We start from the raw sequence: 23639 nt of genomic DNA, 5'->3' as shown, positions 1-23639 counted from the left end.
ATGTTTGTCAGAAGTATGGTATCCTCAGTTGAGTTACTGCCTTTTTTTATGAATACTTTGCGTGTTAGAATAGATGTGAACACCGACTTAGAGGTCCGCTATGGCAGGGTTTATCTGTATTTATTACGGTGAATTGCAAAATTTTTATTTTCGAACCAAGCAAAGCGCAATTCCTTGGAAATGGGAGTCCTCTTGTGCAAATAGATAGATAAAAGGAGTAGGTACGGTGGCAATTGGTGTAGTGATTTTAGCAGCAGGTATTGGCAAACGAATGAACAGCACTACTCCTAAACAGTTTTTGGAGTTACTTAAAAAGCCGATCTTGATACACCCATTGGAGGTATTTGAGCAGCATCCCTCGATTTCACAGATCAGTGTTGTGACCAATGAAGCTAGCTATAATCATGTTGAGCATCTCATCCAAGAATATAATATAAAAAAAGTAAACCGAATTGTGATTGGTGGCAAAGAAAGGCAAAATAGTGTTTATGCTGGTGTTACAGCAACACCTACAGAGTGGGTATTGGTGCATGATGCAGTTCGTGCTTTTGTGACAGCAGATGAGATAACAGCTCTTATTCAAGCAGTGAACGAAAATCAACCAGCGGCAACACTTGCAGTTCCTGTAAAAGATACAATTAAAAGAGTAAATGAATCTGGATTAGTGGAAGAGACATTAAATCGCAAAGAGTTGTGGATTATACAAACCCCTCAAATGTTTGATAGAGAATTGCTGCTAGGGGCACATCAGCAGGCAGAGTCGCAAGATATATTAGCCACTGATGATGCAATGCTTGTGGAAATGCTCGGTAATCCAGTAAAAGTGGTTCGAGGGGAATATACAAATATTAAAATAACTACCCCAGATGATATTTTTTTGGGGGAGGCAATATTGGCCAAAAGAAGGAAAGGTAGCGTACAGACAACATGATTCGATTTGGACAAGGGTTTGATGTACATCAACTTGGGGGCGAAGGTCCTTTGATTATAGGAGGCATTTCCATTCCTTATGAAAAAGGGTTGATTGGCCACTCTGATGCAGATGTTTTATTACATACGATAACGGATGCAATATTGGGTTCCCTTGCACTTGGGGACATTGGCAAGCATTTTCCAGACACGGATATAGCTTACAAAGGAGCAGATAGTGCTGTCTTGCTCCGTGATGTATGGCTGATGGTAAAGGAAAAAGGTTATGTCTTAAATAATTTAGATGCTACGATCATTGCCCAAAAGCCTAAGATGGCTCCTTATATTCCCAAAATGATCGAACGCATCGCCCAGTTGCTAGAAGCAGAAATGGATCAAGTAAATATAAAAGCCACAACTACGGAACAGCTAGGGTTTACAGGAAGAGAAGAAGGGATTGCATCCATGGCTGTGGTTTCATTAGTGTCAAAATCTTGACAAACATATTTAGCTACAACAGAATAGAATGTAATGAAAACGATGACTAGGAAAAGTACAGTAGTTCGACATTTTAGAAAGAAGCTGGTTGATGCAAAGCTTTATGTCGACTGCTTGAAATGCACCTATGAGTGATTATCTGAAAAGACAAGTAGGATAATCCGGTAACTGCCGTTATCAGTCAAAAGTGGGACTGTGTTTTTTCCAAACAGAGTGGGACCGCGGATTTTTCCGTCTCTGTAGCATTGCTACAGGGGCGGTTATTTTGTTAGAAAGGACTGGTTATTTTGTCCATTCTCAGTAAGTGGAGAAATTGTAAACGAAATATCCAAGCTGATATTCAAGCAGTGTTTGATCGAGATCCAGCTGCGAGGACAACAATAGAAGTCATCCTTACTTACTCAGGCATTCACGCACTTTGGTCTCATCGTATCGCTCATTTTCTTTATCGTCACAAAGCATTCCTCTTGGCTAGAATTATTTCTCAAATAAGTCGTTTTTTTACTGGAATTGAGATCCATCCTGGTGCATCCGTCGGTAAAGGCGTTTTTATTGACCATGGGATGGGAGTTGTAATCGGTGAAACATGTGAAATTGGAGATTATGTGACGATTTTCCAAGGAGTGACTTTGGGCGGGACTGGAAAAGAAAAAGGAAAGAGACATCCAACCTTAGAGGATCATGTGATGGTTTCTTCTGGTGCAAAAATTCTTGGTTCCATTCGAGTGGGACGGTGTGCCAAAATAGGTGCAGGTTCGGTAGTTTTACGAGATGTTCCAGCAAATTCTACTGTTGTAGGAGTACCGGGACGCGTTGTTGTCCAAGATGGAGTTAGAGTGCAAGCAGATATGGATCATGTAAATATACCCGATCCAGTAGCTGAAATGTTTCGTGTTATCCAAGAAGAGATAGATGAATTGCGCAAAGAAGTAGAAGGCTTAAAGAGACACACAGGGGGCAAATCAACAGATGACAGTCAAAGTTTACAACACATTGAGTAAAGAAAAAGAGACTTTTGAAACAAAGAACAAGACTATTTCTATGTATGTCTGTGGTCCAACTGTTTACAATTACATTCATATCGGGAATGCCCGTGTATTTGTTTTTTTTGATGTGGTTAGACGATATTTATCGCATCTTGGATATAAAGTTACCTACGTACAAAATTTTACCGATGTAGATGATAAGTTGATTAAAGCATCTATTGAAACAGGGAGAAGTGTAGCTCAAATCGCTCAGCGATACACAGATGCTTATTTTGAAGACATGGATGCACTCGGTGTCCATCGAGCAGATATGCATCCAAAGGCGACAGAGCATATTACGCAGATGATCGATGCGATTCAAACCTTGATCGAAAAAGGTAAAGCATATGAAGTGGATGGAGACGTATATTTCCGTACACTTCGCCAAGATGGTTATGGAAAACTATCTCATCAATCGGTGGAGGATCTGCAATCAGGGGCACGAGTCGAAGTAAATGAAAGGAAAGAACATCCTTTTGATTTTGCTCTGTGGAAACGTGCCAAAGAAGGGGAAATTAGTTGGGATACTCCATGGGGAGCAGGTCGTCCAGGATGGCATATTGAGTGCTCGGTTATGGCTAAGGAATATTTAGGAGAAACCCTAGACATTCATGCAGGAGGCATCGATCTTTGCTTTCCGCATCATGAAAATGAGATAGCACAGAGTGAGGCATTAAATGATAAACCTTTCGTTCGTTATTGGTTACACAATGGTTTTATCAATATGGAAAATGAAAAAATGTCCAAATCCCTAGGAAATGTCATGCGTGTCATAGATATGCGTAAGATGTATTCTCCAAAAGCAATTCGCTATTTCCTTCTTTCTGCTCACTATCGCAACCCAATTAATTTTACTTTTGAAGTGATGAAACAAGCAGAACAAAGTGCAGAGCGATTACAGACTGCGGTAGATAATTTGCGGCACCGTCGGCAAATTTCGCTTTCTGGGACTATTCCTGACGCATTGAGCACACTATTGAATCAATTATCCGAACAATTTGTTGCAGAAATGAATGACGATTTTAATGCTGCAAATGGTATCACTGTTCTATTTGAAGCAGTTCGAGTGGCGAATGAATGGTTGGCACAGCCGGTTTTGAGTAAAGAATCAATCGATGCTTTGCTAAGTTGGTTTACCACTTATGGGGAAGGTGTACTAGGTTTAGTGGAGACACATGCTGAAGATGTGTTGGAGTCAGATATCGAAAGTTTGATCCAAGAACGGCAGGATGCACGCAAAGTGAGGAATTTCAAACGAGCTGATGATATACGTGATCAATTATTAGTTGCGGGTATCATTTTAGAAGATACACCTCAAGGTGTCAGGTGGAAGAAAAAATGATGGAACAAACTCTGCTAGGTACTCTAGGAGCTCTCAAGCGTAAGCCTGATGAGCTCCCGCCACTAACTCTTGCTTATATTGGAGATGCAGTTCAGGAACTATATGTCAGGCACCATTTAGTTGCTTCTGGAGAAGTAAAACCTCAAAAGTTACAACAAATCGCCATTCGATATGTTTCTGCTTCTGCACAAGCAAATGCAATCCAGAAGATAATGGATCAATTGACAGAAGATGAAATTGCGGTATACAAGCGTGGTCGAAACGCCAAAACTACAAGTATTTCTAGACGAGCTGATGTGGGAGAATACCGCCAAGGTACAGGTTTAGAGACATTGCTTGGTTATTTATATTTGATGGGACAAGCAGATAGATTGCAAGAAATTATGCAGATGCTAATTGATCTTGGACCATTAGAGAAGGGGATGAACAAATAATGGCGGATTGGATTTTTGGCAAACATGCTGTTTTGGAAGCAACCGCAGCGGGTAGAGATATGGAAAAGGTATGGTTAGCAGAGGGACTAAAGAAAAAGAGTGTAGAAGACTTAGTTCGACAGCTGGAAGAACAGAAAATACCTTATCACTGGGTTCCCCGTTCGAAAGTCGATCAGGTAGCAGAAAATCAAACTCACCAAGGTATAGCAGCGCAAGTGAGCAGTTACCAATATGCTTCGTTAGAGGAAATTCTAACTACGACTAAGAAAAAAGGAGAGACTCCATTTTTGTTGTTGCTGGATGGAATTGTAGACCCTCATAATTTGGGGACGGTATTGCGGACAGCAGATGCAACTGGGGTGCATGGTGTCATCATTCCTAAAAGACGCGCTGTAGGGCTCACCGCAACAGTAGCAAAAACATCAGCTGGTGCGATCGAATATGTTCCTGTGGCAAAGGTGACCAATATCAATCGAACAGCGGAATATCTGAAAGAGCAAGGTGTCTGGTTAGTTGGAACAGATGGAGAAGCTAAGCAATCTTTTGACAGCGTTGACTATAATATGCCTTTAGCTTTAGTTATTGGCAATGAAGGCCAAGGAATCGGCCAACAGCTAAAGAAAAAGTGTGACTTTCTTGTTCATCTCCCTATGAAAGGGAAAGTATCTTCACTAAATGCTTCTGTTGCCACAGGTGTAATGCTTTATCAAGTACTCCAAAGTCGTAATACACAGGGTGCGTAAGGATGGAAGAATGGCTGGTAGTCGATGGATACAACATTATTCGTGCCAATTCCAAGTATAGTGAGGATATAGAAGTTGCACGTGAAGAATTAATTCATGATTTAATGGAGTATCAAGCGGTTTCCGGGATGAAGACATTTGTTGTGTTTGACGCATATCGGATGAAGGGTCTACGAGAGAAGGACCCTGAAAAAAGAATCAAGATTGTGTTTACCAATAAAGAAGAGACAGCAGATGCATGGATTGAACATTTTGTTAGTAAATATAAGGATGACAAGCGTCATATTTATGTAGCTACTTCCGATTTTTTGGAACAGCGCATGGTTTTTGGACAAGGTGCCTATCGTATTTCTGCTCGGGAGTTTCTCGAGCAGCTCGCTAAGTCAAAGACTGGAATAGCAAATCAGCTTCAATCTAAACATACACCAAAAGCAGCAAAAAATCCTTTATGGGAAAGTATTCCTGAAGCACTCAGGTATAAACTGGAAAAATTGCGCAGAAAAAAATAGATGAAAAATTGACGTTTTTGTTTCAATTCAATATAATAAGAACTGCCATTTTGAAATGCGACTTGGTCAGGGGGAAATATTTTGAGCATTGACCTACTATCTAGCAGTCCTAGAGATTTGGATAGGAGAGTTCTCTACCATCAGTTGGGCGATGAGGAACTAGTTAGAGATATACGTGTAGGAGACCAGGAAGCTCTAGAGTATCTTATTCATAAGTACAAAAACTTCGTTAGAGCAAAAGCCCGGTCGTACTTTTTAATTGGTGCGGACCACGAAGATATCGTGCAAGAAGGTATGATAGGTTTATACAAAGCCATTCGCGATTTCCGGGGGGACAAGTTAGCTTCTTTTAAAGCGTTTGCAGAACTATGTATCACAAGACAAATCATTACCGCTATCAAAACGGCAACGAGACAAAAGCATATTCCGCTTAATTCGTATGTATCATTGGACAAGCCAAGTCACGATGACTCCGATCGGACGCTCTATGATACCTTGACTGGTGGGCGTACCAATCCAGAGGAAATATATATAAATCGAGAAGAGCATAGCGACATTGAAGATAAGATTTCCCAGATTTTAAGCGATCTAGAGCGTAAGGTACTTATGCTATACTTAGATGGTCGATCCTATCAAGAAATCGCAGTCGATTTAAATCGACATGTCAAATCGATCGATAATGCTTTGCAGCGAGTGAAACGAAAGTTAGAGAAGTATTTAGATATTGAGGAAATCTCACTTTAAAACAGTTAGTTTCAATGTTGTACACATTCGACAAAAAAGGACAAATTCCTTTCTTTGCAGGTGAGAAAAGTATCTAATTTATAGCATTGCGAGCGAGAATTAAATCACGGTATGAAAGCGAGCGTTGGATGAAAGGGAAGAATTTTTCTTCACAAGTCCAACTTTTGAAAAAAGCAATTTTACAAACGAAAGTTCGCATGGTGATATATGTCTAGTCGCAGCAGACGAAAACGAAGTTGTTCGCGGCAAAAAAGAAATCAACTTACGTAAACCGTGGGGCACACGGGGTTAGCTTGGTAAAAAATAGTCATGAGGCTATCGTCCCAAGAATCCAACGGCTTTAGCCGTGTGGAGTTGTCAAATAAATAATCCGACCTCAGTAGCAGTAATCAATCAAAAGGTTTTAGAGCGGAGACGGGGGTAGAACACCAGTCTCCTTATTTTTTATCAAAGAAGTTGGGAATTCCCACTTCTAAGCGTAGCAGAAGTGGGGAGCATTCATTGTGAATGTGGATGCCGTGTAAATAGGTTGCTATTGACATTTGACCTGAGAACGCTATTATGTTAACCTAACTTGGGTATTTTCTATCTAATTGTACAGAGATTCCCCACAAATAAATTAGCCTAGACACACTTTGATGTGATTCATTTTGGCTAAGGGAATAAAAGCAGTCTCAAAGGCTAGACCAATGAGATAGAGGGGTTGGACGGTAACCAGTCCGTCAACGTGTCAACTCCGCTAACGTTTTGATACGTTAGAAACCTACACCTTTTTAGGTTTTGGGAGTATTCATCGATATCGCGCTTATGAAAACACGAATGAAGAGGAGGTGCTAATATGCGAGTAAATGTTACGCTTGCATGTACGGATTGTCGTGAACGCAACTATGCGCTAACCAAAAACAAACGGAAACATCCAGACCGTATGGAACTCCGCAAGTATTGCCCCCGTTGCAACTCACATACGCTACATCGGGAAACGAAGTAAATTGGGGTGGGAAGATAGATGGCTGTACTCACAAATATTGGACGTGGAATAAAGAAAAGTGTCAGTGGAACAACTGGCTTCTTTCGCTCTAGTTACCAAGAGTTTAAGAAAGTAAAATGGCCTACTCGCAAAGAGATGGTCAAATATACGACTGTTGTGATTGCTGCTGTTGTAATCCTCACCATCTTTTTCTTCCTCATAGATATGGGAATCGCACAGCTAATCCAATTGATAACTAAGAAGTAAGATGGACGTCATAAGGGGGGACAGGGGTTTTTTTCCCTAGTTGTATGGAAAAGAATTGGTATGTGGTGCACACATATTCCGGCTATGAAAACAAAGTAAAAACAAACTTGGAGAAGCGATTAGACTCCATGGGTATGCAGGACAAGATCTTTCGTGTAATGGTGCCGATGGAGGAAGAAATCGAGCATAAAGATGGAAAGAAAAAGACTGTCATGCGTAAAGTTTTCCCTGGTTATGTACTTGTGGAGATGGTGATGACTGATGACTCGTGGTATGTTGTTCGTAATACTCCAGGTGTGACTGGCTTTGTCGGTTCTGCTGGTGCAGGCTCCAAACCAACTCCTCTCTTGCCAGATGAAGTCCAAGCCATTCTTAAGCAAATGGGAGTCGAAGAAGCTCAAGCAATCGTTGATTTTGCACTTGGTGAAAGTGTGAAAGTAATCGAAGGGCCATTTGAAAATTTAGTTGGTGAGATCGAAGGCATAGATGCAGATCGAGAAAAGCTAAAAGTATTAGTGGATATGTTTGGTAGAGATACACCTGTGGAGCTTGATTTTGGACAGGTGGAAAAACTTTAACAAACAAAAAAACTTTTCTTTTGCGTTATATTATGTTATTTTAATAGATGTTTGCCTGATCGGTTTTTTGTTACCGTGGGAGGGTGAAACCCGCGACCCTATATCCCCATAATTTTATGGGAAGGGCTACCACATTTGAAGGAGGTAAGAAGCATGGCCAAAAAAGTGATTAAAGTGGTCAAGCTACAAATCCCAGCTGGAAAAGCAAATCCAGCACCACCTGTTGGGCCTGCTCTAGGTCAAGCTGGTGTTAACATCATGGGCTTTTGTAAAGAGTTTAACGCACGTACTTCAGAACAAGCTGGTCTAATTATTCCAGTAGTAATTACTGTTTATGAAGATCGTTCTTTTACATTTGTGACTAAAACCCCACCAGCTGCAGTACTTTTGAAAAAAGCAGCAGGGGTTGAGTCAGGTTCCGGCGAGCCAAACCGAAACAAAGTGGCTACACTTTCACGTGATAAAGTTCGTGAGATCGCTGAAACGAAAATGCCAGATTTAAATGCAGCTGATGTTGAAGCAGCTATGCGCATGGTTGAAGGTACGGCACGTAGCATGGGTATTGTTATCAAAGACTGATGATCCAGCCGCGTATCATTAGTCTGGTGGGAGGATTTTCCGCTATCACCACATTAGGAGGTTATGAAAGTGGCAAAACATGGGAAAAAATATCAAGAAGCGATCCAAAAAGTAGATCGTGAAAAAGTTTATGAACCAGTCGAAGCATTGGAACTGGTAAAATCTATTTCTGCTGCTAAGTTTGACGAAACAGTAGAAGCTGCATTCCGCCTTGGAATTGACACGAAAAAAGCGGATCAGCAAGTAAGAGGGGCAGTGGTTTTACCTCACGGAACAGGGAAAACCAAACGTGTACTTGTATTTGCAAAAGGGGAAAAAGCGAAAGAAGCAGAAGCTGCTGGAGCTGATTTTGTTGGAGACGAAGAGCTAGTTGGCAAAGTCCAAAAAGGATGGCTTGAGTTTGATGTAGTAGTAGCTACTCCTGACATGATGGGACAAGTTGGCCGTCTTGGACGAATCCTTGGACCAAAAGGTCTCATGCCTAACCCAAAAACAGGTACCGTGACATTTGAAGTAGAAAAAGCAGTTAATGAGATCAAAGCTGGTAAAATTGAATATCGTGCAGATAAAGCCGGAAATATTCATGCAGCAATCGGGAAAGTGTCTTTCTCCACTGAGCAACTTTCCGAAAACTTGCAAGCTTTGTCTGATGCACTCGCAAAAGCAAAACCAGCTGCTGCAAAAGGAACCTATATGAAGAACATCAGCGTTTCTTCCACTATGGGCCCTGGTGTTCAAGTGAGTTCTTCTACATTAACCGCTCGTTAATCGGCAAATGAACTGTTCTAACAAAATAAGAAGATGATTCTATCTTTCTTACCGTAGACAGTAGGTGCGCAATAGCGCTTAATTTCCTACCGAGGTGAAAGCCACTGGCCTTCGTCCGTCTGCGAAGGCTATTTCTTTTGCCTGTAAGTCTGCGCTTACGAATTTTACTCCACCCGAGGAGGTGTCTTGAATGTCTAAAGTACTTGAGAAAAAACAACAAGTAGTAGCTGAGGTAAAAGAAAAATTGAGCGCTAGTGTGAGTACAGTGGTAACTGATTATCGTGGTCTTTCTGTTGCAGAGGTAACAGAACTGCGCAAACAGTTGCGAGAAGCTGGTGTAGAATATCAAGTATTGAAAAATACATTGGTACGTCGTGCGACTGGAGAAGCTGGACTTGCTGAAATGGATCAATTTCTTTCTGGGCCTACTGCTATCGCGTTTAGTAAAGAAGATGTAGTTGCTCCTGCAAAAGTCCTCCATAACTTTGCAAAAGAGCACAAAAATCTTGAAATCAAAGGCGGTATCATAGAAGGTGCAGTAGTTGGACCTGACAAAGTAAAAGAGATCGCTTCTCTGCCATCTCGCGAAGGTCTGCTTTCTATGCTTCTTTCCGTACTACAAGCTCCAGTGCGCAACTTTGCTTATGTTGTAAAGGCAGTTGCAGAACAACAGGAGCAGCCAGAAGCTGCTTCTGCAGAGTAGTAGCGTGAAAGATAGTTTTCTGCTAGCAAAATTATTGAATTAAAATTACAAATCAAATCTGATAAATATATTGGGAGGTTCTACCATGTCTAACGAACAAATCTTAGAAGCGGTAAAGAACATGACCGTTCTAGAATTAAACGAATTGGTAAAAGCAATTGAAGAAGAGTTTGGAGTAACTGCAGCAGCACCTGTTGTACAAGGTGGCGGCGGCGGTGGAGCTGAAGGCGCTGTTGAGAAAACTGAATTTGATGTAATTCTAACAAGCGCTGGTTCCTCCAAAGTTGGAGTTATCAAAGCAGTACGTGGAATTACTGGTCTTGGTTTGAAAGAAGCAAAAGCTCTTGTAGATGGTGCTCCATCTCCAGTTAAAGAGGGAGTATCCAAAGAAGACGCTGACAAAATCAAAGAAGAACTCGAAGCTGCTGGTGCTAGCGTTGAAGTGAAGTAAGATAATGGACTCGCCGAATACTGGCGAGTCTATTTTTCCTATTGGGGGGATCACGTGTCTAATCATTACTATTCTTCGAAACCAGAATCAAAGCATGAAAATAGGTGGATTAAAGCGCAGTTGTGTGGGAATGAACTATCTTTCCAATCGGATGCTGGTGTCTTCTCTAAAAAAGGAATAGATTTTGGTAGTAGATTATTGATCGAATCCACCCAGCTAACAGGTGAAGAACATATTTTAGATTTAGGATGCGGCTATGGTCCTGTTGGTATCGCACTTGCAAAAGCCTATCCTTCTTTAAAAGTGCAGATGGTTGATATAAATGAGCGGGCTACTGTTTTGGCAAAAGAAAACGCTCGGATTAATCAAGTTTTGAGTCAAATTGCCGTAAAAGTAAGTGATGGATTCGAACAATTAAATGATCAAAAATTTGATGCGATTTTATGTAACCCTCCGATTCGAGTGGGAAAAGCCTTTGTCTATCAATTATTTCAACAAGCGCGAAAACACCTATCAGATAACGGCGCTCTATGGCTCGTAATCCGAAAACAACAAGGTGCAGCTTCTGCAAAAGAGGAGCTAGTTCGATTATATGATCACGTTGAGCAAGTAACACAGAAAAAAGGTTATTGTATATTTCTTGCAAAAAACAATTGACACGTATAATTGCTTGTGCTAGTGTTATAACTTGCAGAAATCCTTTTGGAATGTTAAACAGTTTTGTGTTGGTTTATTTTTCCTATTTCTTGGCTATGATAGGTTAATAGGTTTTTATTTTGGTATCATCTATGGTATTTTTTTACTCATTTCTTTTGGTTCTCTTGGATAGGCTTATGAGGGGGGAGCTCGATTTGCTAGGTAAACTTGTCCAGTACGGTCGACGTAAACGAAGAAGTTACGCTCGAATTAATGAAATACTAGAGTTGCCAAATCTGATAGAAATCCAACAACAATCATACGAGTGGTTTCTAGAAGAAGGGCTGCGTGAAATGTTTCAAGATATTTCTCCAATTGAGGATTTTACGGGGAATTTGGTTCTTGAATTCATTGATTACAAATTAGGCGAACCAAAGTATAACTTGGAGGAGGCAAAGGACCACCAAGTTACTTATGCTGCTCCATTACGTGTAAAAGTGCGTCTCATCAACAAAGAGACAGGCGAAGTAAAAGAACAAGAAGTATTTATGGGTGACTTTCCTTTGATGACAGAGACAGGCACCTTTATTTACAATGGGGCAGAACGTGTTATCGTCAGCCAGCTTGTTCGTTCACCTAGTGTGTATTATAGCACGAAATTAGACAAGAATGGGAAACCAACTTATACTGCCACAGTAATTCCAAATCGTGGCGCATGGCTGGAACTGGAGACAGATGCGAAGGATATTATTTATGTTCGGATAGACCGTACCAGAAAGATCCCTGTAACGGTTCTTTTGCGCGCTTTAGGATATAGTTCAGATGCGGAAATTATTGATCTTCTTGGGGAAGATGAATATATTCGCAATACACTCGATAAAGACAATACAGGAAATACAGAAAAGGCACTCATTGAGATATATGAACGTCTGCGTCCTGGAGAGCCTCCAACAGCAGAAAATGCTCGTGACCTGTTATATTCTCGTTTCTTTGACCCGAAACGCTACGATCTTGCGAATGTTGGACGCTATAAAATGAATAAAAAGCTACATATCAAAAATCGACTTCTCAATCAAAAACTAGCAGAGCATATCGTAGATAGCGAGACTGGCGAGGTATTGGCAGAAGCAGGTCAATTATTAGAAAGACGTTTATTAGATAAAGTAATCCCTTATCTAGTAGGTGAAACACCATTTGGACTACAAGAATATACCGTTCGAGGTGGAGTTCAAATGGAGCCAAAAGCAACAGAAGGTTTGGTTCGCCTACAATCTGTAAATATTCACTCTGCTACGAATGATGATCAAATAATCAAAGTTATTTCCAATGCAGAAGTAGATCAAGAGATCAAACATATTACACCAGCAGACATCATTGCATCTATCAACTACTTTATCAATCTCCTTCATGGGGTTGGTTTGACCGATGATATCGACCATCTTGGTAATCGTCGTATTCGTTCAGTTGGAGAGCTCCTGCAAAACCAATTCCGTATCGGTTTATCTCGGATGGAGCGTGTAGTGAAAGAAAGAATGTCCATCCAAGATGCAAATGCAATTACGCCACAGGCGTTAATCAATATCCGCCCAGTGATTGCTTCAATAAAAGAGTTTTTTGGTAGCAGTCAGTTGTCTCAGTTTATGGACCAAACAAACCCATTAGCAGAGTTGACCCACAAACGTAAGCTATCTGCTTTAGGACCTGGTGGACTTACTCGGGAACGTGCGGGGATGGAAGTTCGTGACGTTCACCACTCTCACTATGGCAGAATGTGTCCTATTGAAACACCTGAGGGACCTAACATTGGTTTGATTAACTGTCTATCTACTTATGCACGAATTAATAAATTTGGTTTTATTGAAACACCATATCGCCGTGTAGATGCAGAAACAGGTCAAGTGACGAGCAAGATTGATTACTTAACTGCAGATGAAGAAGATAACTACTATGTAGCTCAGGCGAATGCACAGATTGATGAAGAAGGTAACTTTCTCCAAGATTCCGTGACCGTTCGTTATCGGGATGAAACGATTGCTGTGCCAAAAGATCGTGTTGACTACATGGATGTTTCTCCTAAACAGGTAGTTTCAGTTGCTACAGCATGTATTCCATTTTTAGAAAACGATGACTCTAACCGTGCTCTGATGGGGTCTAACATGCAACGTCAAGCTGTACCACTCCTAAAACCAGAAGCTCCATTTATCGGTACTGGTATGGAGTATAAATCTGCAGTGGATTCAGGTGTTATGATTCTAGCTCGCCGTTCTGGTGTAGTTGAAAGAGTTACAGCAGATGAAATCTTGGTTCGTCATGAAGCAGAAGTCGATGGTCGATTGGTAAAAGGTGACTTGGATCGTTATCGTTTGAGCAAGTTTATCCGTTCTAACCAAGGTACTTCTGTCAACCAGCGCCCAGTTGTTAAAGCGGGAGAGCGTGTTAAGGTTGGAGCTACACTTGCTGATGGTCCTTCTACGGAACAAGGAGAAATGGCACTAGGACGAAATGTAGTCGTTGCATTCATGACTTGGGAAGGTTACAACTACGAAGATGCGATTCTCTTAAGTGAAAAGCTAGTAAAAGAAGATGTTTATACTTCCATTCACATCGAAAAACATGAATCAGAAGCAAGAGACACGAAACTTGGGCCAGAAGAGATCACCAGAGATATTCCTAATGTTGGGGAAGAAGCATTGAAAAACCTCGATGAACGTGGAATTATCCGTGTCGGTGCAGAGATCAAAGCTGGTGACATCTTAGTTGGGAAAGTAACTCCTAAAGGTGTAACCGAACTGACTGCGGAAGAACGTCTATTACATGCAATCTTTGGCGAGAAAGCACGTGAAGTTCGGGATACTTCCTTGCGTGTACCTCACGGTCAAGATGGAATCATAGTGGATGTCAAAGTATTTACCCGGGAAAATGGAGATGAACTGCCACCTGGTGTAAATCAACTTGTGCGTGTTTATATCGCTCAGAAGAGAAAGATCTCCGAAGGAGATAAAATGGCTGGCCGTCACGGAAATAAAGGGGTTATTGCCCGGATCATGCCAGAAGAAGATATGCCATTCTTGCCCGATGGTACGCCAGTTGAAGTCGTACTTAATCCACTTGGAGTTCCATCACGGATGAACATCGGACAGGTTTTAGAAGTGCACCTCGGAATGGCTGCAAAAACATTAGGCTTGCATATTGCGACTCCAGTATTTGATGGCGCTCATGAGAGTGATGTATTTGAAACACTTGTAGAAGCGGGTCTGAATGCAGACGGAAAATTTGTTCTTTATGACGGACGTACTGGTGAGCCGATGGAAAACCGTGTTACAGTCGGTGTGATGTACATGATCAAACTGGCACACATGGTAGACGATAAAATCCATGCTCGTTCCACTGGACCATACTCCCTTGTTACGCAGCAGCCACTTGGTGGTAAAGCGCAATTTGGTGGACAACGTTTTGGGGAGATGGAGGTATGGGCACTTGAGGCGTATGGTGCTGCTTATACCTTGCAAGAAATTTTGACAGTGAAGTCGGATGATGTGGTAGGCCGTGTCAAAACATATGAATCTATCGTCAAAGGTGAAAATGTTCCAGAGCCAGGTGTTCCTGAGTCCTTTAAAGTATTGATTAAAGAACTTCAGAGTCTTGGAATGGATGTCAAGATTTTGGCCGAAAACGAAGAAGAGATCGAAATGCGTGAGCTAGATGATGAAGATGAGCCCTCTAGCGATCGACTTGGTTTTGAACTGGATGAGCAGGAAACTCGCTCTACCATGGAATCCTAAGGGAGGAATAGCCCGATGCTCGATGTTAATAACTTCGAATATATGAAAATAGGTTTAGCCTCTCCTGAAAAGATCCGGTCTTGGTCTCGTGGGGAGGTCAAAAAACCAGAAACAATCAACTACAGAACATTAAAACCTGAAAAAGAAGGGTTGTTCTGTGAGAAAATTTTTGGTCCACAAAAAGACTGGGAGTGTCATTGCGGAAAGTACAAACGTGTTCGGTACAAAGGTGTAGTCTGTGACCGATGCGGTGTAGAAGTTACTCGTGCAAAAGTACGTCGTGAACGTATGGGACATATCGAGCTGGCTGCTCCTGTTTCACATATTTGGTATTTCAAAGGCATTCCAAGCCGTATGGGATTGGTATTGGATATGTCACCACGGTCTTTGGAGGAAGTTATCTATTTCGCTTCTTATGTAGTCGTAGATGCAGGTGCTACTCCTCTCGAAAAGAAACAACTGTTGTCAGAAAAAGAATTTCGTAGTTACCGTGAAAAATATGGCAATGGTTTTGTAGCCATGATGGGAGCAGAGGCGATCAAACGCCTTCTTGCTTCAATCGATCTCGATAAAGAAGTCGAACAACTAAAGGAAGAACTGGAAACAGCACAAGGGCAGCGCCGCAATCGTGCGGTAAAACGTTTGGAAGTGTTGGAAGCATTTCGTTCATCTGGCAATAGCCCAGATTGGATGATCATGGATGTACTTCCTGTTATACCACCAGAAATTCGCCCTATGGTTCAACTAGATGGTGGTCGTTTTGCTACTTCTGACTTGAATGATTTGTACCGCCGAGTTATCAACCGGAACAATCGATTGAAACGTCTTTTAGACCTTGGTGCGCCAGATATTATCGTGCAAAACGAAAAGCGTATGCTACAAGAAGCGGTAGATGCTCTAATCGACAATGGTCGTCGTGGACGTCCAGTTACAGGTCCAGGGAACAGACCATTGAAATCTTTATCTCATATGCTCAAAGGGAAACAGGGTCGTTTTCGTCAAAACTTATTGGGTAAACGGGTTGACTATTCCGGACGTTCCGTTATTGTAGTAGGGCCTAACCTCAAAATGTACCAGTGCGGTCTACCAAAAGAGATGGCTTTGGAACTATTTAAGCCATTTGTGATGAAAGAGTTAGTAGCCAAAGGACTAGCTCATAATATCAAGAGTGCGAAACGGAAAGTAGAGAGAATACATCCAGAAGTTTGGGATGTTTTAGAAGAAGTCATCAAAGAACACCCTGTACTCTTAAATCGTGCTCCAACCCTTCACCGCTTAGGTATTCAAGCATTTGAACCCATTTTGGTCGAAGGTAGAGCGATTCGCCTGCATCCGCTCGTCTGTACGGCTTATAATGCTGACTTTGACGGTGACCAAATGGCTGTACACGTTCCATTGTCGGCAGAAGCTCAAGCAGAAGCTCGACTTTTGATGTTAGCAGCACAAAACATCCTGAATCCAAAAGACGGAAAACCTGTTGTTACTCCTTCGCAAGATATGGTATTAGGTTGTTACTACCTAACCATACAGAAAACAGGTGAAAAAGGCGAAGGTACTGTATTCTACTCTATAGCAGAAGCAATCAGTGCATATCATCATGGATATGTCACCTTGCATACTCGAATTGCTATTCCAGTAAAATCACTTAACAAAACGACTTTTACGGAGAAACAACAATCATCTTTGCTCGTAACAACACCAGGTAAATTAATTTTCAATGAAATTTTGCCAGAGAATTTTCCATATATTAATGAACCTGGTAAGAATAACTTTACTGCGACTCCTGAAAAATATTTCATCTATGATAAAGGAGTAAATATCCCTGAGTTTATTCAAAAATTGGATGAGCCTGGTGCATTGACTAAAAAGGATCTAGGTGCCATTATCGCAGAATGTTTCCGCCGTTTTGGTACCATGATGACATCTGTCATTTTAGACCGTGTAAAAGCACTTGGATATTCTTATTCGACCAAAGCAGGGATTACAATGTCTGTATCAGACGTTATGGTTCCAGAAGCGAAGAAGGATATTTTGGCAGAAGCGGAAGACCAAGTGAAAACAGTTATGAAGCAATATCGTCGTGGTTTGATCACGGATGATGAACGTTATGAGCGTGTTATCTCCATTTGGAGTAAAGCAAAAGATCGTATCACAGAAGTATTGATGGGCAACATGGGTAGATACAACCCAATTTATATGATGGCTCACTCTGGTGCGCGAGGTAACGTTTCTCAGATTACCCAGCTTGCAGGGATGCGTGGTTTGATGGCCAACCCAGCCGGTAAAATTATCGAACAACCTATTCGTACCAACTTTCGTGAAGGTCTGACTGTATTGGAATATTTCATTTCTACTCACGGTGCGAGGAAAGGTCTAGCGGATACTGCCTTACGTACTGCTGACTCTGGTTATTTGACAAGACGATTGGTTGATGTTGCTCAAGATGTTATCGTACGGGATGAGGATTGTGGTACGGATAAAGGATTGCTCGTGAAACGAATCCATGATGGCAATGAAATTATCGAAGATTTATACGATCGCATTGTCGGGCGTGTTAGTTTCCAAACCGTTCGCCATCCTGAAACGGATCATGTGATCATCAATCGCAATGAATTGATCGATGAAGAAACAGCAACTCAAATCATGGAATCTGGTCTTGAAACGGTAGTGATCCGCTCGGTGCTTTCTTGCCGAACCAAACATGGCGTATGTAAAAAATGTTATGGTCGAAATCTAGCACTTGGAACACCAGTAGAGATCGGAGAAGCTGTTGGTATTATTGCGGCTCAATCTATTGGGGAACCAGGAACCCAGTTGACCATGCGTACCTTCCATACTGGAGGGGTTGCAGGGGATGATATCACCCAAGGTCTACCTCGTATTCAAGAGCTTTTTGAAGCCCGAAATCCAAAAGGTCAAGCCATAGTTGCGGAAATCGATGGAAAAATAATCGAAATTCGTGAAGTGAAAGATCGCCGCGAGGTGGAGATCGAGGGAGATGTGGAAAGCAAAACACACACCATTCCATATGGTTCTCGTTTGAAAGTGGTGGAAGGCGACGAAGTGTTTGCTGGAGATGTTCTCACAGAAGGTTCGATCGATCCAAAAGAATTGCTGCGGATCAAAGGTGTGCAGGGTGTTCAAGCGTATATCTTACAAGAAGTACAAAAAGTATACCGCCTCCAAGGGGTAGAAATTAACGATAAGCACGTAGAAGTAATGATCAGACAAATGATGCGGAAAGTTCGTATCACAGATGCTGGAACAACTGACCTACTTCCAGGATCTGTAACAGATATCCATGACTACGAAGCGTCGAACAGAAAAACATTATTGGTTGGTGGTGAACCAGCAGTAGCAAGACCTGTTCTTTTAGGTATTACCAAAGCATCCCTAGAAACAGAATCCTTCTTATCTGCTGCTTCATTCCAAGAAACAACCCGTGTTCTTACTGATGCAGCAATTAAAGGAAAAGTAGACCGACTTCTAGGTTTGAAAGAGAATGTCATCATCGGGAAACTTGTACCAGCAGGTACAGGTATGAACCGCTATCGTACATTAGATGTGCAATTGGCGAATGAAGTAGCGGAAACGACTGATGAGAAAGAAACTGTGTTGATAGACTAATCGCAACTAATACACAGAGGTCTAAATCGGGCCTCTGTTCTCTTTTTTTGCTTTAATAATTTTGTTTCATTCTAGTATTGACTTTTGTGTGTCATGATGGTAAGATTTCTCCTGTGCTTGTATGAGTATCACTTTGGAGGGCTGTATCTATGTCTTATGATAAAGTGAGACAAGCAAAAAGGCTCGTTACTGGTGTTAAACAAACGAGAAAAGCGATTGACCGACAACTGGTATCATTTGTCGTATTGGCCGAAGATGCTGATCTCATTCTTACTCACCCTATCCAATCACTCTGTGAGCAAAAGGAAATAGCTTATACATATGTAGCTTCCATGAGGGAGTTAGGTAAAGCTAGTGGGATTCAAGTAGGTACAGCTGCGGTAGCCATTTTGAAAGACTAGAAGATGACTTTAGAGCTTTTATCGTGTAGATGTCGACTATATACGATATATGTTTCTAATGGTTACTCTATTTTTTTCGCAAATTACGATCCACCTGGATCTGTTGTTTTAAATTAAATTCAAATCGAGGGGGTGGAAAGAGATGCCAACAATTAATCAGTTAGTACGCAAAGGACGTAAAAATAAGATCGTAAAGTCCAAATCTCCTGCATTGCAATTGAGCTTTAACAGTTTCCGCAAGGAGAGCACCCCACAAAGTTCACCTCAAAAGCGTGGAGTTTGTACTCGTGTAGGAACGATGACACCTAAAAAACCTAACTCTGCATTACGTAAATATGCTCGTGTTCGTTTGAGCAATGGTATTGAGGTAACTGCTTATATTCCTGGAATAGGTCACAACCTGCAAGAACACTCCGTAGTATTAGTCCGTGGCGGACGTGTAAAAGACCTACCTGGTGTACGTTATCATATCGTTCGTGGTGCATTGGATACCGCAGGTGTACAAAACCGTGGACAAGGTCGTTCCAAATATGGTACAAAACGTGCGAAGAAAAAATAATTCGTTAAAAGTACATCCATAGAGAAAAGGAGGGGAATCCAATGCCACGTAAAGGTCCTGTAGAACGTCGTGATGCATTACCAGATCCAATTTACAACAGCAAACTCGTAACCCGTCTAATCAATCGTCTTATGTACGATGGAGAAAAGGGGAAGGCACAACGTATTCTATATGATGCGTTTGAGTTGATCAAAGATCGTTCTGGAAATGACCCAATGGAAGTATTCGAACAAGCTTTGAAAAACGTCATGCCTGTATTGGAAGTTAAGGCACGCCGTGTTGGTGGTGCTAACTACCAAGTACCAATCGAGGTTAAACCTGAGCGTCGTACAAGTCTAGGACTTCGTTGGTTAGTATCTTATGCACGTCTTCGCAATGAGAAGAGTATGCAAGAACGTCTTGCTAACGAAATCCTTGATGCTGCTAATAACGGTGGTTCAGCTGTCAAGAAGAAAGAAGATACACACCGGATGGCAGAAGCAAACCGTGCGTTTGCTCACTATCGCTGGTAATTTCCTTTCCAAGCTATGCGCTAGGAAAGATCAACTACTGAGGTTATATGAAGGGAGAAGTTTCTCATGGCACGTGAATTCTCCTTGAAAAATACACGAAATATCGGCATCATGGCTCACATCGATGCGGGTAAAACAACCACTACCGAGCGTGTATTGTTTTATACTGGTCGTGTTCATAAGATTGGTGAGGTGCACGAAGGTGCAGCTACCATGGACTGGATGAAACAAGAACAAGAACGTGGAATCACGATTACTTCCGCTGCGACAACTGCACAGTGGAAAGGACATCGGATTAACATTATTGACACTCCGGGGCACGTTGATTTTACCGTAGAGGTAGAGCGTTCCCTTCGTGTATTAGACGGAGCAGTTGGGGTTTTTGACGCAAAAGGCGGAGTAGAACCTCAATCAGAAACAGTTTGGCGTCAAGCGGATCGTTACAATGTACCGCGGATCGCATATATCAACAAAATGGACATCATTGGTGCAGACTTCCTTGGTTCTGTGGAACAAATGAAGGATCGTCTATCCGCGAATGCTGTGCCAATTCAATTACCAATTGGAGCAGAAGATACTTTTCTAGGCATGATCGATTTGATCAACATGAAAGCTATCATCTACACCGATGATCTAGGGACAACTTCAGAAGCAAGAGAAATCCCAGAAGAGTACAAAGAACTAGCAGAAGAGTATCGTTCCAACTTACTCGATGCTGTTGCTGAACTCGATGATGATTTGATGGAGAAGTACCTAGAAGGGGAAGAATTGACCGTAGAAGAGATTAATGCTGCACTTCGTAAAGGAACTTGTGAAGTACAGATTACTCCAGTTCTATGTGGTTCTTCTTACAAAAACAAAGGGGTACAACCACTACTTGATGCAGTAGTAGCTTACCTACCATCTCCACTTGATGTTCCAGCTATCCAAGGGGAACTTCCAGATGGTACTGAGGCAGTACGTCACTCCAGTGACGAAGAGCCTTTCTCTGCTCTTGCATTCAAAATTGCTACAGATCCATTTGTTGGGAAATTGACTTTCTTCCGTGTATACTCTGGTTCCCTTGATTCTGGTTCTTATGTGCAAAACACAACCAAAGGAAAACGGGAACGTGTTGGACGTATCTTACAGATGCATGCTAATACCCGTGAAGAAATTGGAACAGTATTTGCAGGAGATATTGCTGCAGCAGTTGGACTAAAAGTTACTACTACTGGGGATACCCTTTCTGATGAAAAGAATGAAATCATTCTTGAATCTATGACCTTCCCAGAGCCAGTTATCGAAGTTGCGATTGAACCAAAAACAAAAGCAGACCAAGATAAAATGGGTGTAGCACTAGCAAAATTGGCTGAAGAAGATCCTACCTTCCGTACGCATACAGATGAGGATACAGGTCAAACGATTATCGCTGGTATGGGTGAGCTTCATCTTGAGATTATCGTTGACCGTTTGAAAGAAGAGTTTCGAGTTGAAGCAAATGTGGGTGCACCACAAGTAGCTTTCAAAGAAACATTCCGTTCTTCTGCTAGAGTAGAAGGTAAGTTCATTCGTCAGTCTGGTGGTAAAGGTCAATTCGGTCACGTTTGGATTGAGTATGAGCCATTACCAGAAGGTGCTGGATTTGAATTCGTCAATAAAATCGTGGGTGGGGTTGTTCCAAAAGAATACATCCCAGCTGTACAAAAAGGTATTGAGGAATCCATGCTCAACGGAGTTCTCGCCGGATACCAATTGGTAGACGTGCGTGCTACACTAGTTGATGGTTCTTACCACGATGTTGACTCCTCTGAGATGGCATTTAAAATTGCTGGTTCCATGTCTTTGAAAGCTGCAAAAGCTAAATGTAATCCAGTAATCTTAGAGCCAATCATGAGAGTTGAAGTAACTGTACCTGAAGAATACATGGGTGATGTGATGGGTGATGCTAGCTCCCGTCGTGGCCGTGTAGAAGGTATGGAAGCTCGCAGTGGGGCACAAGTTGTTCGTGCAATGGTTCCCCTCGCTGAAATGTTTGGGTATGCTACTAACCTACGTTCCCGTACCCAAGGTCGCGGAGTATTCTCCATGCAGTTCGACCACTTTGAAGAAGTTCCAAAAAGTGTAGCTGAAGAGATTATCAAAAAAGCTACTACTGTATAAATTTAAGAGAATCTAGCAGAGCACACTCTTCTAGCTTCCTATAAATCAATGTACCAAAAATAAAAAATTACTCTTCTTACTTTGAAGGAGGATTCCTAAAATGGCAAAAGCCAAGTTCGAACGTACAAAACCACACGTTAACGTTGGTACAATCGGTCACGTTGACCATGGTAAAACAACTCTTACCGCTGCAATCACAACTGTTCTTGCTCAAAAAGGTGGCGCTACTGCTACTGCTTATGATCAAATCGATAAAGCTCCTGAAGAAAAAGAGCGTGGTATCACCATCTCTACTGCACACGTAGAGTATGAAACAGACAACCGCCACTATGCACACGTTGACTGCCCAGGACATGCTGACTATGTGAAAAACATGATCACCGGTGCTGCGCAAATGGACGGAGCTATCTTGGTAGTATCTGCTGCTGATGGTCCTATGCCACAAACTCGTGAGCACATCTTGCTATCTCGCCAAGTTGGTGTTTCTCACATCGTTGTTTTCTTGAACAAAGTAGACATGGTTGACGACGAAGAACTATTGGAATTGGTAGAAATGGAAGTTCGTGAACTTCTTGATGAATACGAATTCCCTGGCGATGACATCCCAGTAATCGCAGGTTCTGCTTTGAAAGCTCTTGAAAACCCAGCTAGTGGAGAATGGGCTGACAAAATTCTTGAATTGATGGCTGCTGTTGACGCTTATGTTCCAGAACCAATTCGTGACACTGACAAACCTTTCTTGATGCCAGTTGAGGATGTATTCACCATTACTGGTCGTGGTACTGTTGCTACTGGTCGTGTAGAGAGCGGTGCTGTAAAAGTTGGGGAAGAAGTAGAAGTCATCGGTATCACCGATACTCGTAAAACTGTTGTAACTGGTGTAGAAATGTTCCGTCGTCTTCTTGATTCCGCTCAAGCTGGTGACAACATCGGAGCTCTACTTCGTGGGGTAGAACGTAAAGATATCCAACGTGGTCAAGTTCTTGCAAAACCAGGTAGTGTGAAACCTCACACCAAATTCAAAGCTCAAGTTTATGTTCTTTCCAAAGAAGAAGGTGGACGTCATACTCCTTTCTTCTCTAGCTACCGTCCTCAGTTCTACTTCCGTACAACGGACGTAACTGGTGTTATCCAACTTCCAGAAGGTACCGAAATGTGTATGCCTGGAGATAACGTAGAGATGGAAGTTGAATTGATTGCTCCTATCGCTATCGAAGACGGAACTCGTTTCACCATCCGTGAAGGTGGACGTACCGTTGGTGCTGGTGCAGTTACTGTAATTGAAAAATAGATAGAATGTATTACACTAGAAAAGCTGTTCTCCTATTAGGGTGGGAGGACAGCTTTTTTGTTTATATATGATTAATGATAGTAGTCCTAGATGAAAGGATTTGACGAACATTCTAGCCTTCTCATCTGTTGGATATAGTTTAAAATACAAAATTTACATAGAGGTGTCCCAT

Annotated in this window: 23 protein-coding genes and 2 other annotated features; all 23 genes read left to right on the top strand. The window is 41.8% G+C overall.

Annotated elements, in window-relative coordinates:
* The first annotated feature begins 226 nt into the window (after positions 1-226).
* The 23 genes from ispD to tuf all read left to right on the top strand — a co-directional run bounded on the left by ispD (position 227) and on the right by tuf (position 23467).
* On the top strand, positions 227-931 hold the full coding sequence (ispD, locus tag AC5WOE_RS17485; protein WP_496051196.1) for a 2-C-methyl-D-erythritol 4-phosphate cytidylyltransferase: 705 nt from the start codon (positions 227-229) through the stop codon (positions 929-931).
* On the top strand, positions 928-1407 hold the full coding sequence (ispF, locus tag AC5WOE_RS17480; protein WP_496051197.1) for a 2-C-methyl-D-erythritol 2,4-cyclodiphosphate synthase: 480 nt from the start codon (positions 928-930) through the stop codon (positions 1405-1407). Before ispD ends, ispF begins: the two co-directional genes overlap by 4 nt.
* A 33-nt stretch (positions 1408-1440) precedes the next feature.
* Positions 1441-1649, top strand: a binding site (T-box leader).
* Positions 1650-1694: 45 nt separating this feature from the next.
* Complete coding sequence (gene cysE, locus AC5WOE_RS17475) at positions 1695-2408, top strand: serine O-acetyltransferase (RefSeq protein WP_496051198.1); 714 nt, start codon at positions 1695-1697, stop codon at positions 2406-2408.
* Positions 2377-3774: a cysteine--tRNA ligase gene (gene cysS / locus AC5WOE_RS17470; RefSeq protein WP_496053143.1), complete on the top strand. Its 1398-nt coding sequence runs from the start codon at positions 2377-2379 to the stop codon at positions 3772-3774. Before cysE ends, cysS begins: the two co-directional genes overlap by 32 nt.
* Positions 3771-4208, top strand: a complete 438-nt coding sequence (locus AC5WOE_RS17465) for a Mini-ribonuclease 3 (protein ID WP_496053142.1) — start codon at positions 3771-3773, stop codon at positions 4206-4208. Before cysS ends, AC5WOE_RS17465 begins: the two co-directional genes overlap by 4 nt.
* The gene (rlmB, locus tag AC5WOE_RS17460; RefSeq protein ID WP_496053141.1) at positions 4208-4951 is read left to right on the top strand and encodes a 23S rRNA (guanosine(2251)-2'-O)-methyltransferase RlmB; all 744 of its coding nucleotides are present in this window, start codon (positions 4208-4210) and stop codon (positions 4949-4951) included. Before AC5WOE_RS17465 ends, rlmB begins: the two co-directional genes overlap by 1 nt.
* Positions 4952-4953: 2 nt before the next feature.
* Positions 4954-5460: an NYN domain-containing protein gene (locus AC5WOE_RS17455; protein WP_496053140.1), complete on the top strand. Its 507-nt coding sequence runs from the start codon at positions 4954-4956 to the stop codon at positions 5458-5460.
* 81 nt (positions 5461-5541) lie between these two features.
* Positions 5542-6204, top strand: a complete 663-nt coding sequence (sigH, locus tag AC5WOE_RS17450; protein WP_202404907.1) for an RNA polymerase sporulation sigma factor SigH — start codon at positions 5542-5544, stop codon at positions 6202-6204.
* Positions 6205-7042: 838 nt separating this feature from the next.
* Positions 7043-7192: a 50S ribosomal protein L33 gene (gene rpmG, locus AC5WOE_RS17445; RefSeq protein WP_083964250.1), complete on the top strand. Its 150-nt coding sequence runs from the start codon at positions 7043-7045 to the stop codon at positions 7190-7192.
* Between the two features lie 18 nt (positions 7193-7210).
* Positions 7211-7438, top strand: coding sequence for a preprotein translocase subunit SecE (gene secE / locus AC5WOE_RS17440; RefSeq protein WP_496051203.1), 228 nt, complete (start codon positions 7211-7213; stop codon positions 7436-7438).
* Between the two features lie 44 nt (positions 7439-7482).
* Positions 7483-8016, top strand: a complete 534-nt coding sequence (nusG, locus tag AC5WOE_RS17435; RefSeq protein WP_496051204.1) for a transcription termination/antitermination protein NusG — start codon at positions 7483-7485, stop codon at positions 8014-8016.
* Positions 8017-8169: 153 nt separating this feature from the next.
* On the top strand, positions 8170-8595 hold the full coding sequence (gene rplK / locus AC5WOE_RS17430; RefSeq protein WP_496051280.1) for a 50S ribosomal protein L11: 426 nt from the start codon (positions 8170-8172) through the stop codon (positions 8593-8595).
* A gap of 69 nt (positions 8596-8664) precedes the next feature.
* Positions 8665-9363, top strand: coding sequence for a 50S ribosomal protein L1 (gene rplA, locus AC5WOE_RS17425; RefSeq protein ID WP_496051205.1), 699 nt, complete (start codon positions 8665-8667; stop codon positions 9361-9363).
* A 33-nt stretch (positions 9364-9396) separates the two neighbouring features.
* Positions 9397-9507 (top strand) — a sequence feature (ribosomal protein L10 leader region).
* A 46-nt stretch (positions 9508-9553) separates the two neighbouring features.
* Entirely contained in the window at positions 9554-10066 is a 513-nt protein-coding gene (gene rplJ / locus AC5WOE_RS17420; RefSeq protein WP_496051206.1) for a 50S ribosomal protein L10, read from the top strand.
* An 85-nt stretch (positions 10067-10151) separates the two neighbouring features.
* The gene (gene rplL, locus AC5WOE_RS17415; RefSeq protein ID WP_496051207.1) at positions 10152-10517 is read left to right on the top strand and encodes a 50S ribosomal protein L7/L12; all 366 of its coding nucleotides are present in this window, start codon (positions 10152-10154) and stop codon (positions 10515-10517) included.
* Positions 10518-10571: 54 nt separating this feature from the next.
* The gene (locus tag AC5WOE_RS17410; RefSeq protein ID WP_496051208.1) at positions 10572-11174 is read left to right on the top strand and encodes a class I SAM-dependent methyltransferase; all 603 of its coding nucleotides are present in this window, start codon (positions 10572-10574) and stop codon (positions 11172-11174) included.
* Between the two features lie 176 nt (positions 11175-11350).
* Positions 11351-14935, top strand: coding sequence for a DNA-directed RNA polymerase subunit beta (gene rpoB, locus AC5WOE_RS17405; RefSeq protein WP_496051209.1), 3585 nt, complete (start codon positions 11351-11353; stop codon positions 14933-14935).
* 15 nt (positions 14936-14950) lie between these two features.
* Positions 14951-18562 carry a DNA-directed RNA polymerase subunit beta' gene (gene rpoC / locus AC5WOE_RS17400; protein WP_496051210.1) on the top strand — a complete coding sequence of 1204 codons (3612 nt, stop codon included), beginning with the start codon at positions 14951-14953 and terminating at the stop codon, positions 18560-18562.
* 149 nt (positions 18563-18711) lie between these two features.
* Positions 18712-18963: a ribosomal L7Ae/L30e/S12e/Gadd45 family protein gene (locus tag AC5WOE_RS17395; protein WP_496051211.1), complete on the top strand. Its 252-nt coding sequence runs from the start codon at positions 18712-18714 to the stop codon at positions 18961-18963.
* A gap of 142 nt (positions 18964-19105) precedes the next feature.
* A complete protein-coding gene (rpsL, locus tag AC5WOE_RS17390; protein WP_496051212.1) occupies positions 19106-19522 on the top strand; it encodes a 30S ribosomal protein S12 in 417 nt (138 codons plus the stop codon).
* Between the two features lie 41 nt (positions 19523-19563).
* Positions 19564-20034: a 30S ribosomal protein S7 gene (gene rpsG / locus AC5WOE_RS17385; protein WP_240876403.1), complete on the top strand. Its 471-nt coding sequence runs from the start codon at positions 19564-19566 to the stop codon at positions 20032-20034.
* A gap of 66 nt (positions 20035-20100) precedes the next feature.
* Complete coding sequence (gene fusA, locus AC5WOE_RS17380) at positions 20101-22176, top strand: elongation factor G (RefSeq protein WP_496051213.1); 2076 nt, start codon at positions 20101-20103, stop codon at positions 22174-22176.
* A 100-nt stretch (positions 22177-22276) separates the two neighbouring features.
* Positions 22277-23467 (top strand): elongation factor Tu, encoded by a 1191-nt coding sequence (tuf, locus tag AC5WOE_RS17375; RefSeq protein WP_496051214.1) that lies wholly within the window; start codon positions 22277-22279, stop codon positions 23465-23467.
* The last annotated feature ends 172 nt before the right edge of the window (positions 23468-23639 follow it).

Source organism: Shimazuella sp. NTD248 (assembly GCF_059510395.1).
Note: the sequence above shows the minus strand (reverse complement) of the source record. Positions and strands in the feature narration are given on the sequence as shown.

What these genes read in the sequence shown, in the direction of transcription:
- rpsL (WP_496051212.1), top strand. Translation starts at nt 19,106, where the DNA reads ATGCCAACAATTAATCAGTTAGTACGCAAAGGACGTAAAAATAAGATC.
- AC5WOE_RS17465 (WP_496053142.1), top strand. Translation starts at nt 3,771, where the DNA reads ATGATGGAACAAACTCTGCTAGGTACTCTAGGAGCTCTCAAGCGTAAG.
- ispF (WP_496051197.1), top strand. Translation starts at nt 928, where the DNA reads ATGATTCGATTTGGACAAGGGTTTGATGTACATCAACTTGGGGGCGAA.
- rplK (WP_496051280.1), top strand. Translation starts at nt 8,170, where the DNA reads ATGGCCAAAAAAGTGATTAAAGTGGTCAAGCTACAAATCCCAGCTGGA.
- rlmB (WP_496053141.1), top strand. Translation starts at nt 4,208, where the DNA reads ATGGCGGATTGGATTTTTGGCAAACATGCTGTTTTGGAAGCAACCGCA.
- tuf (WP_496051214.1), top strand. Translation starts at nt 22,277, where the DNA reads ATGGCAAAAGCCAAGTTCGAACGTACAAAACCACACGTTAACGTTGGT.
- secE (WP_496051203.1), top strand. Translation starts at nt 7,211, where the DNA reads ATGGCTGTACTCACAAATATTGGACGTGGAATAAAGAAAAGTGTCAGT.
- rpmG (WP_083964250.1), top strand. Translation starts at nt 7,043, where the DNA reads ATGCGAGTAAATGTTACGCTTGCATGTACGGATTGTCGTGAACGCAAC.
- rpsG (WP_240876403.1), top strand. Translation starts at nt 19,564, where the DNA reads ATGCCACGTAAAGGTCCTGTAGAACGTCGTGATGCATTACCAGATCCA.
- rplL (WP_496051207.1), top strand. Translation starts at nt 10,152, where the DNA reads ATGTCTAACGAACAAATCTTAGAAGCGGTAAAGAACATGACCGTTCTA.
- AC5WOE_RS17395 (WP_496051211.1), top strand. Translation starts at nt 18,712, where the DNA reads ATGTCTTATGATAAAGTGAGACAAGCAAAAAGGCTCGTTACTGGTGTT.
- AC5WOE_RS17455 (WP_496053140.1), top strand. Translation starts at nt 4,954, where the DNA reads ATGGAAGAATGGCTGGTAGTCGATGGATACAACATTATTCGTGCCAAT.
- fusA (WP_496051213.1), top strand. Translation starts at nt 20,101, where the DNA reads ATGGCACGTGAATTCTCCTTGAAAAATACACGAAATATCGGCATCATG.
- nusG (WP_496051204.1), top strand. Translation starts at nt 7,483, where the DNA reads ATGGAAAAGAATTGGTATGTGGTGCACACATATTCCGGCTATGAAAAC.
- rpoB (WP_496051209.1), top strand. Translation starts at nt 11,351, where the DNA reads ATGAGGGGGGAGCTCGATTTGCTAGGTAAACTTGTCCAGTACGGTCGA.
- rplJ (WP_496051206.1), top strand. Translation starts at nt 9,554, where the DNA reads ATGTCTAAAGTACTTGAGAAAAAACAACAAGTAGTAGCTGAGGTAAAA.
- cysS (WP_496053143.1), top strand. Translation starts at nt 2,377, where the DNA reads ATGACAGTCAAAGTTTACAACACATTGAGTAAAGAAAAAGAGACTTTT.
- rpoC (WP_496051210.1), top strand. Translation starts at nt 14,951, where the DNA reads ATGCTCGATGTTAATAACTTCGAATATATGAAAATAGGTTTAGCCTCT.